Origin of the sequence: Desemzia sp. FAM 23988 (assembly GCF_045528365.1) — a bacterium.
Classification (GTDB): Bacteria; Bacillota; Bacilli; order Lactobacillales; family Carnobacteriaceae; genus Desemzia.
The window spans coordinates 20,138-29,000 of record NZ_JBGQQS010000030.1 but is presented as its reverse complement, the minus strand read 5'-3'; the positions used below and the strand labels follow the sequence as shown (position 1 = coordinate 29,000).

12 protein-coding genes are annotated in these 8,863 nt (G+C 38.1%); 4 read left to right on the top strand and 8 right to left on the bottom strand.

From position 1 onward, the window contains the following. Window positions 1-5: 5 nt before the first annotated feature. The gene (locus ACEN4L_RS12435; RefSeq protein WP_407096640.1) at window positions 6-98 is read left to right on the top strand and encodes an IS3 family transposase; all 93 of its coding nucleotides are present in this window, start codon (window positions 6-8) and stop codon (window positions 96-98) included. Between the two features lie 139 nt (window positions 99-237). On the opposite strand, the gene ACEN4L_RS12430 is transcribed toward ACEN4L_RS12435, so the two are convergent. Together ACEN4L_RS12430 and ACEN4L_RS12425 are read right to left on the bottom strand one after the other, a co-directional pair. Beyond that, window positions 238-738: a hypothetical protein gene (locus ACEN4L_RS12430; protein ID WP_407096636.1), complete on the bottom strand. Its 501-nt coding sequence runs from the start codon at window positions 736-738 to the stop codon at window positions 238-240. Between the two features lie 26 nt (window positions 739-764). Then, a complete protein-coding gene (locus ACEN4L_RS12425) occupies window positions 765-1,040 on the bottom strand; it encodes a YcxB family protein (RefSeq protein WP_407096634.1) in 276 nt (91 codons plus the stop codon). A 360-nt stretch (window positions 1,041-1,400) separates the two neighbouring features. Here ACEN4L_RS12425 and ACEN4L_RS12420 point away from each other — a divergent pair, with 360 nt between their 5' ends. Beyond that, on the top strand, window positions 1,401-1,958 hold the full coding sequence (locus tag ACEN4L_RS12420) for a hypothetical protein (RefSeq protein WP_407096633.1): 558 nt from the start codon (window positions 1,401-1,403) through the stop codon (window positions 1,956-1,958). A gap of 68 nt (window positions 1,959-2,026) precedes the next feature. On the opposite strand, the gene ACEN4L_RS12415 is transcribed toward ACEN4L_RS12420, so the two are convergent. Both ACEN4L_RS12415 and ACEN4L_RS12410 read right to left on the bottom strand, forming a co-directional pair. Then, the gene (locus ACEN4L_RS12415; protein WP_407096632.1) at window positions 2,027-2,557 is read right to left on the bottom strand and encodes a YcxB family protein; all 531 of its coding nucleotides are present in this window, start codon (window positions 2,555-2,557) and stop codon (window positions 2,027-2,029) included. Window positions 2,558-2,570: 13 nt separating this feature from the next. After that, a complete protein-coding gene (locus tag ACEN4L_RS12410; RefSeq protein ID WP_407096631.1) occupies window positions 2,571-3,092 on the bottom strand; it encodes a hypothetical protein in 522 nt (173 codons plus the stop codon). A gap of 146 nt (window positions 3,093-3,238) precedes the next feature. On the opposite strand from ACEN4L_RS12410, the gene ACEN4L_RS12405 reads away from it, so the two are divergent. Together ACEN4L_RS12405 and ACEN4L_RS12400 are read left to right on the top strand one after the other, a co-directional pair. Continuing rightward, window positions 3,239-4,582, top strand: a complete 1,344-nt coding sequence (locus ACEN4L_RS12405; RefSeq protein WP_407096630.1) for a transposase — start codon at window positions 3,239-3,241, stop codon at window positions 4,580-4,582. An 84-nt stretch (window positions 4,583-4,666) separates the two neighbouring features. Continuing rightward, window positions 4,667-4,840 (top strand): hypothetical protein, encoded by a 174-nt coding sequence (locus ACEN4L_RS12400; protein WP_407096629.1) that lies wholly within the window; start codon window positions 4,667-4,669, stop codon window positions 4,838-4,840. A gap of 334 nt (window positions 4,841-5,174) precedes the next feature. On the opposite strand, the gene ACEN4L_RS12395 is transcribed toward ACEN4L_RS12400, so the two are convergent. Genes ACEN4L_RS12395 through aroB form a run of 4 tightly spaced genes read right to left on the bottom strand, consistent with a single transcriptional unit; the run spans window position 5,175 to window position 8,847 of the window. Beyond that, a complete protein-coding gene (locus ACEN4L_RS12395) occupies window positions 5,175-5,438 on the bottom strand; it encodes a chorismate mutase (RefSeq protein WP_407096628.1) in 264 nt (87 codons plus the stop codon). Then, window positions 5,431-6,528, bottom strand: coding sequence for a chorismate synthase (gene aroC, locus ACEN4L_RS12390; RefSeq protein WP_407096627.1), 1,098 nt, complete (start codon window positions 6,526-6,528; stop codon window positions 5,431-5,433). The genes ACEN4L_RS12395 and aroC overlap by 8 nt, the downstream gene beginning before the upstream one ends. Continuing rightward, a complete protein-coding gene (gene aroA / locus ACEN4L_RS12385; RefSeq protein ID WP_407096626.1) occupies window positions 6,509-7,762 on the bottom strand; it encodes a 3-phosphoshikimate 1-carboxyvinyltransferase in 1,254 nt (417 codons plus the stop codon). The genes aroC and aroA overlap by 20 nt, the downstream gene beginning before the upstream one ends. Further along, a complete protein-coding gene (gene aroB / locus ACEN4L_RS12380) occupies window positions 7,759-8,847 on the bottom strand; it encodes a 3-dehydroquinate synthase (RefSeq protein WP_407096625.1) in 1,089 nt (362 codons plus the stop codon). Before aroB ends, aroA begins: the two co-directional genes overlap by 4 nt. Window positions 8,848-8,863 lie beyond the last annotated feature (16 nt).

The window sequence follows — 8,863 nt, the reverse complement described above, 5'->3', positions numbered from 1 at the left end:
ACGGAATCGATGATTACATTCAATTTTATATGCATAAGCGTTATGTACCAAAATTTAACGGTTTAACTCCTTCGGAGTACCGTTCTTTAGCCTCATAAAAAAATACCACGTTGAGCATCTTATTCAACGTGGTAGGGTAAACAATTATTTTGTTTTTTAACCTGTCTACTTGACGGGGAGTGGTTCATTAGATAATGATTTTTCGCTCTTTTTTAGATTAACTTGCTTGCTGCTTGATTATATATACTTTTGAAGTAGTTTATTAAAATTTTGTATATCTTCTGGTGTCAAATTTTTGGGGCTTTTTTTAATAATAATGAAATCAAGAGTATCCTCCGACAAGAAGAGGATATATTTATCTTCTTTTTCAACCTTGGAGATAATGGCTTCCGGATTGATTTTTCGAGTGATAGCAGATTGTTTTACTATCAAAAGATTCTCATCAAGAGTCAATTCAATTTCTATGTCCTTTGGAGAATGTTTGTATCTTTGTTTCTTTAAAGATGTAAATAAGATATCTTGTGCATAGCCATAAAAGTAATAATAAATCATAGCTATGGGAATAACAGCATATAGCGCAAGTAATTCAAAAAATGGCAAGAAAAGAAACAGTAGACTAACAAAAGGGAATGTTAACGAGAATAGTATTCTTCTTTTTTTAAAAGGAGAAAGTACGTTGACAGCTTCGGAGCAAGTTTCTTTTATATCATTTAAGGTTATGGCATAAGTGACTTTCATTATCTAATCCTCTCTATTCTTTAAAATTATTTCAGTAATATTGAATTTTCGGTTAGTATATTTTTGATGGTTCGATCAAACTCTGAAAAGTTAGTAGAAGTGTCAGTTTCTTTCTTAACAATATAAAACGTAGAAATAGATGAGGAGTAGAAAATATACATTTCATTTGTTTCTACAGCTAATGTAATAGATTTCCATGGCACGGTAAATTCATTCTTCTCACTTTTATAAATAAATTGCTTTTCGCTGATTAAAACAGTGACTTTTTTAGGATAATTACTTTCTTTACCTTTGCGGTGCAATAAGATTTTTAAATAGAAATGTACGCCTCGGTCAAAAAGAAAATAGTGAATCAATAGAAAAAAAAGAATGTAAACACAAGCTTAATGATATAAGAAGAAAAAGGAAGAATCCAAAAGAAAAAGAATGTTGCAAGTAAAGTTGTACGAAGCTTGGTTTTGCTGTAAATAGGTATTTTATTATTTATTTCCAAAACTGCTTTTTGGTAATCGTTATAAGAGATTGTATAATTTGCTTGCATATTATTCTCTTCTCCTTATGTTATTTAATATAAGGTAACATGAATAGGTAATTAAATAAAGATATCGGAAAAACGTTGAATTACTGCCGAAAGCTCTCTTCTATTATCTGATCATTATTTCTTGCTTTCACCACAATTTAAATTTAATCAAACTTATACTTTAGTTGATGCATTAACTTATCGTCTTGAGACTTCTGCTTCAGTTGATTATACTCTTGAAGGAGAAATAGAAGGATTGACGTTCAATGTAACAAATGGAGAGATAGAAGGTAGTATAGAAGAAAATCTGGGTGAAGATAGTTCGGTTTTAACTTCTTTTGGACTGTCATTGATTGAAGAAACCTTAGAATCATTTGCATTTGGTATCTATAATGGAACCATTGGTGTTAGTCTTGAAATTAAAGGAGATGAAACCTATTGTCATATAGATTTATATAAAAAAGACATTGAAACCGAAATGGGTACGTTAAATCTTACTTGTCGCGTAACTTTAGTTTCTAAATTTAATTTCCCTGATATTTCACAAGAACAAGTAGACTTTTTAAAAAATGTTAGCGCAGCTGCTGCCGGAATTTTCGTTTTGATTGTTATCTCCGCGGCGGCAGCAGCGAGCGGACCAGCTGCAATCGGTAGTTTTATAGCTTTAATAATTGCAGGTTTTACTGGGTTTCCTAGTTAATTAAATTAAAATAGTCCTTTAGATCCACTGCAGTAGTGTACTGAATCTAAAGGACTATTTATTTTATTTTAAATTTGATTAGATTTTTGTCGTAGTATATGAAAGAATTTTTCCACATTTTTATCTTTTAGGATCCCATCAGCTTTCTTTATAATTAAAAAATCTAAACTTTTCGAATCTAGATAAAGAATGAAGTTATTATTTGTTTCGTAAACCCCCGCAATATCTTTCCAATAAATCGTTTTTTGTACATGATTACTACTCTCTACAAGCTTATCTTCAAACAAACTCACTTCTTCTTGAACGGTCCATTTTTTAGGAGCACCCCGTCTTTTTCTATCTATGTTAAATAGACGTTCTTGATAGGCCCAAAAATACATAATAGTGCTAAGTATCACATACCCAACGATAAATATAGATACTCTAGTAATAAGAGGCGTAGCAGTAATTACTCCTAGAAAAGGTAATAATACGAATAATAACAAAGAATAAAATATTGAATAGAGTATTCTACTTCTTTGAATAAACTTTAATACATGGACGGAATTAAAACATGCTTCTTTAAAATCTTTTTCATCAAGTGTATAGGTATAGTGCATAATATCTCCAATCTTATAATAAACCCTTTTTCAACAGTAAGTCATTCAACTTTTCTTGAAACAGTTCATTTTTCATCTCTGATTGCTTAGTAATCGTTTTTTTCAAGACAAAAACTTTACCTGTCTGTTTAACGTATAAAAGATAAAAATCATCAAATTCTGCAGCTGAGCTAACGTTAGACCAAGGAGTTTTATATGCAGTTTTAGGTGACGTTTGTCTCTCATAAATAAAATGCTCTTTATTAAAACTAAAAGAATACAATCTTGGAAATCTCTCTTTTATCTGAAAGGTAGTTAAAAAGTTTTGGAACTTGATTAGTTGCTTTGCACCGTAGACATAGATAAATAGTCCAACTAACAATGAAATAAACAAAACATACATCATTGTTAAATAGTAGATACTAGCAAAGAAAGATAGTACAAAGCCCATCATCGCATAAAACAATTTTATCTTTTTAATATTTGCTGTTAAATACACAATTTTTTCATTAATTTTATTCATTTCTGCATAAGTTACTTCAAAATATACTTTCATTTATTCTCCTAAAATTATGTGCTTTATAGTTATTAACACCACTTTACAACTTTTTAAGTAATGGAGGACATAAAAATACAAACAACCCTGACTTTTTTGTATGATTGATTTGACAAAAAAACCAACAAAAAAGGGAGTTGGTTGTTATGAACCCATTATACCAAAAGGGATTCACAATCCATAGCTTAAGGAACTATTTTTCACCATATTTTGTCGGCATGCCCCGCCCTACGGCGGACAAAATCTTTCTATTGTTGCTTGCTATCCTGTCCATACAGGGAGTCCATTCGATTCGGTACGTTTACCAATGGTTCCTAAAAATTATCAGTCCAAAAAGCTTGAATGCCTACTACTATCTTTTTTCGTCTGACAAGGCGTCATTTTCCAGCTTGAGCCACGCTACTACTAAGTTGGCTCTCACTTGTATTCCCCGTGAGAACGAAGAATATCCCGTATTTCTTATCATTGACGATACCTTGCAGCCGAAGTTCGGCACGCACTTCGAGGAGTACCAAGTGATGTTCGATCACGCGCGTCACAACGGAAGTAACTATTTGAAGGGGCACTGTTTTGTCGGCTTGGTCATCAGTGTCCCAGTCACTGTTCAGGGGACCGTAAGGTACTTGAGCATTCCTCTTGGCTATCGGCTGCGTGCGGAACGGGAAAATAAGTTAGGAATTGCTGCAGACATGGTGGGACAAGCCATGCTTCATTTCCCTATCGGGAAAAAAGCAATCCTATTATGTGACAGTTGGTATCCAAAAGGGGCAGTTCGGAAGGCAGTATCCGAGACACTCGGACTGGAATTGATTGCGAACGTAAGGAAAGACACCCGACTTTTTGACTTGCCGCCAGCTCCAACGGGCAAACGAGGGCGCCCGCCAAAAAAAGGGCGTGCACTGGACCTCCAAGCCGATTTTGACCTCTCCTTGAAGGTCGGAGATTATTGGGTCGGGACGAGAAAAGTAATGACTACCTTGTTTAGCAACCTCGTTTACGCCACTGTAACAGCGGTCAATCCGAAAGATCCATCCTCTTACCGTTTATTTCTCAGTACCATCTTTCCAGAGGAGCTGGCATTAGGTGAAAAGGCAAAGGATTCTTTTTGTCCGGATATTCCCTACCAATCACGGGATACCTTGTTGCCCTACTTCTTCTATGGCCGCCGTTGGGCCATAGAAGTTCTCTTTTATGAGCACAAGACCTTTTGGTCTTTCGGGAATTATATGGTCAGAAGCAAAATCGGTGTTGAAGTGTACTTAAACCTGATTGCCGTTGCCTATAGTTGTGTACAGCTTCTTCCGTTCCACCAGCAAGAGTATACCCATTTGAAGGAAGAAAGTGCGCTTACGAAGAAACAGATAATCGGGATGCGTATCCAGCAGGAACTATTTTTCTACAACTTCGTCCTTTCACTCGAAGATAGGATAAATTCATTCTCACTTTTAGCTGCTTTTAACCGGTGGGTTAGACAGAAACCTAGTGACTAATTTTTTTGTAAAGTGGTGTATAAATAACGTAAACGGTTATAATCAAAGTAGAAAAATAAAACTAAAGACGGAAGGTGCTGCTTTATGAAGATCAAGTTTTTCTTAGCCAGTGTAACTCTTATGCTTATATTAAGTGGTTGTTCAACCATATCCCAATCTAAAGCTGAAGAATTGATCAGAGAAGAATACAGAAATCATTTAGGAGACACCACTATTATTTCTACAGAAGAGGACGCTGACGGCTATATTATCGAATGAGAAAATAAAAATAATAAACATCATGGCACCAGTAAAGTTTCGAATGATGGAGAGATCACCATTATTTATTTATGCTGAAATCGAATAGAATTTGATACTAAAGATTAAATAGGCTAGTCAGCCGGAGCAAAATCAGAAAAAAAGCGAGAATACATCGTTCTTGTTTTTTTGCGTTCCCTTATGTATGAATGATTTGGAAAAAGGGAACGCAAAATTTAGTTACGTTACCTTTATGGTGAGATTGCCACAAAAAAGGAACGCAAAACTAATTTGCGTTCCTTTTCGGGCGTAAAATTTGTCAAAAGGGCACGCAAATTGATTTTCGATACTTCAACTACAGCTTCTCTTGTGTTTCCTTCGTAATATCCATCATAGATTGAAAAAACTGAGTGACTTGCGGTTCGAATTGCGGGTCTTTTAAACGACTAATATTTTTCTCGATGACCGCTTGTTCGCGGCTAGCATCTAGTACCGGTAAATCATGTTCTTTTTTATACTGCCCAACTTTTAAAACTGTGTTCAAACGCAATTCAAACAAACGAGTCAACTCTTGATCAATTGCATCAATGTCTTTGCGATATTGTTCTAGTTCACTCATTCGATTGTCCTCCCAGCATCAAGTCCATCAAACCGATAGCGGTAACTGCTTCTAAGACTGGCAATACACGCGGTACGATACAAGGATCGTGGCGACCTTCGACTTCCAGTTCGGTTTCTGTGCCTTCTTGGATGTTGATCGTTTGCTGTTTTTTCTTGATGGAAGCAGGTGGTTTTACAGCAGCTCGAAAGACGACCGGCATCCCGTATGTAATTCCGCCGATGATTCCGCCATTGTTGTTGGTACGCGTTTTGATCTGGCCTTGTTCATCGTAGTAGTATTCATCGTTGGCTTCGGATCCACGCATCTTAGTGATGTCGAACCCTGTACCAAATTCAATTCCTTTGATGGCTGGAACAGCGAATACGAGGTGAGCCAATTGAGATTCAACCGAATCAAAGAATGGATTTCCATACCCGGCATCTAATCCCAAGATAAATGTCTCAACAATGCCACCTACAGAATCGCCGTCTTCTTTTGCCTCTAAAATCAGCTCGGTCATTGCCGCTTCTTTTTCAGCATCAAAGAGGGGAAGTTGCTGTCCTTTTAACTGCTTGATTTGTTCCAATGTGACATTTTCTTGATCATTAAAAGTCGTGTCTTCAATCGTTCCAATAGATTGAATGTGAGCGCCTATCGTAACGCCTTTTTGTGCCAGCCATTGTTGGCAAATAGCCCCTGCAAATACTAATGGAGCAGTAATCCGTCCTGAGAAGTGGCCGCTGCCTCGATGGTCGTTGTGCCCATTGTAACGGACACGTCCAGGGTAATCGGCTTGTCCTGGACGCATGACATTTTTCAGCACACTGTAATCTTTTGAGCGTGTATTGGTGTTCCAGATGATAGCTGTCAATGGTGCACCAGTTGTTTTACCATCTAAAAGTCCGCTTAAGATCTCTGGATGGTCTTTTTCTTTTCTTGGTGTGGTCAATGCATTTTTTCCCGGTGCTCTACGCGCCATTTCAATTAAGACTTGTTCCATATCCAATTCCAAACCTGGCGGCAGGCCATTGATAGTGATTCCGATAGCGACACCATGTGATTCTCCAAATAATGAAAGTTGTAAATTGTTACCCCATATTCCGCTCATGAATTTCTCCTCCTAGTTGCTGAAATATTTCCCAAAAATCAGGATAAGACTTTTTGACACAGTCGCTGTCTTTTACGTGAATCGGATCAAGGCAGACAGTTGAAGCAATAGCCAACATCATAGCTATTCGATGGTCCTTATGGCTCCAAACATCTTGACCGCCTGCTAATTGAGAAACTCCTTCAATCAACAGTGAATCTTCTATGATTTCAATATGCGCTCCTAAAGCAGCTAACTCTTTTTGAGTAGCAACTAAACGATCGCTTTCTTTGATTCGCAATCGTTCCAAATTGGTAATCGTTGTTTTGCCTTTACTTAATGAAGCAACTAAAGCAACAACTGGAATGATATCCGGTATTTGGGCTCCGTCGATGATGTGTTCGCTCTCATTAGATCCGGTGCTCAATGTATTTAAAACATCTATAATAGCACGATCTCCTTGTAGAGAAGAGGAATCTAAACCTGTTACGGAAAGAGTATTTCCTAGTGCATTTGCACTCAGCCAGAATGCCGCTTGCGAATAATCTCCTTCTACTTCGTATTGACGGGCTGTATAAGCCTGATTGCCTTTAATCCGGAATTCTTGTCCATTTTCATCTTGTTTGACAACAATGCCAAATGATCTCAACACAGAAAGGGTCAAATCGATGTAGCCTTTTGATTCCAAATGAGTCGTGATTTTCAAGACAGAGTCTCCATTTAGTAAGGGCAAAGTCAGCAGCATGCCGGTAATGAATTGCGAGCTGATATCGCCGCGCATTTCATATATTCCAGGAGTTAGTGGTCCTTTGACGGATAAGTGCAAGTTTTTTGAATCAGCCAAATGGTAAGGGAGAGATTGATTTGCAAATAGTTCTTGATAAGGTTCAAGTGGACGTTTGCCTAATTGTCCTTTACCGACAAAATGGGTTTCCCCGGCAAATAATGTCGCTAAGGGAATTAAAAAGCGCAGTGTAGAGCCTGACTCATTGCAATCGATCGTGCGACTCTGGGAAGCTGTACCAAAACCTGCTCCATCAATAGTCAATGTCTGATGGTCATAGGAAATGACTGCTCCAAACGAGCGCATGCCTTCAATAGTAGCAATAATGTCATCTGATAGCTGGATATTTTTGATTGTGCTGCGGCCTGTTGCCAAACTGGCACAAATCACTGCTCGATGAGCCATACTTTTAGAGGGTGGGACAGTGACTTCTCCAGTTAGTTTTTTAGGAGTCAAAGTTAAATTCGTCATGCTGTTTTCCCTCCAGTTTTTAAAGAATCAAAGAATGAAAGAGCTGTTTGATGCCTTTGGGCAGAGCCGATGTCAGCTAAAAGGATCACCGTCAAATGTCCCTCGATATTTTTTTTGTCTTTAGTGATGTAAGGCAATAATCTAGGGTAATCCTCAAGAGACGCTAGTTGTGTAGGTAAATGATGCTGCTGTAAGAGCGCCGCTAGTCTATCAGTGGCTCCTGCTTTAGTCAGCTGCTGTTTTTCTGCGATTCTTGATATCGCGACCATACCAATGGCAACGCCTTGACCATGAGTGTATTTTTCATAATGGTAGTAAGCTTCGATCGCATGTCCCAATGTGTGCCCGAAGTTCAGCAGCATACGCTCACCCACATCTTTTTCGTCTGCTTGCACCACCGTTTGTTTGATCGTGCAGCACGTTTCAATGATCCACTCAATGTGCTGCATGACTTCTGTCCGTGAATAGAACTCCATGAGACGATCAAATAGATCCAGGTCTTTGATGCAGCCATATTTGATCACTTCAGCCATTCCATCAGCAAAAGCTGAATCAGTCAATGTCTCCAACACTAAAGGATCGATCAAAACAAGAATCGGATGGTAAAAAGCCCCAACTAAATTTTTCCCTTCTGGTAAATCGACACCCACTTTTCCGCCGACACTGCTGTCAACTTGAGCGAGCAGCGTGGTAGGGATCTGGACATAGGAGATGCCTCTTAAGTAAGACGAAGCTGCGAAACCAGTGATATCGCCGATGACGCCCCCACCCAAAGCGATCATTAAGTCACTTCGAGTTAAACCGAATTCGGCTAACTCACTATAAATTTTGGGCATCGAATCAAAAGTCTTGGTTTGTTCGCCAGGAGGAAGAACAATGCACTGCACCTCAAAGCCCGCTGTTTTCAAGTCTTTAGTGACGGATTTTCCGTAGTGTTCATGCACAGTCTCATCTGTGACAATGGCGATTTTAGCCCCAGTAAAGACTCTTGAGACTTCATGACTGATGCTGTTGAGTAATCCTTTTTCAATTTTTAAATCATAAGTTACTTCCTGCGAGGGAAGTTTAACGTTCAATACAGACATAGTTTATCCCTCATTT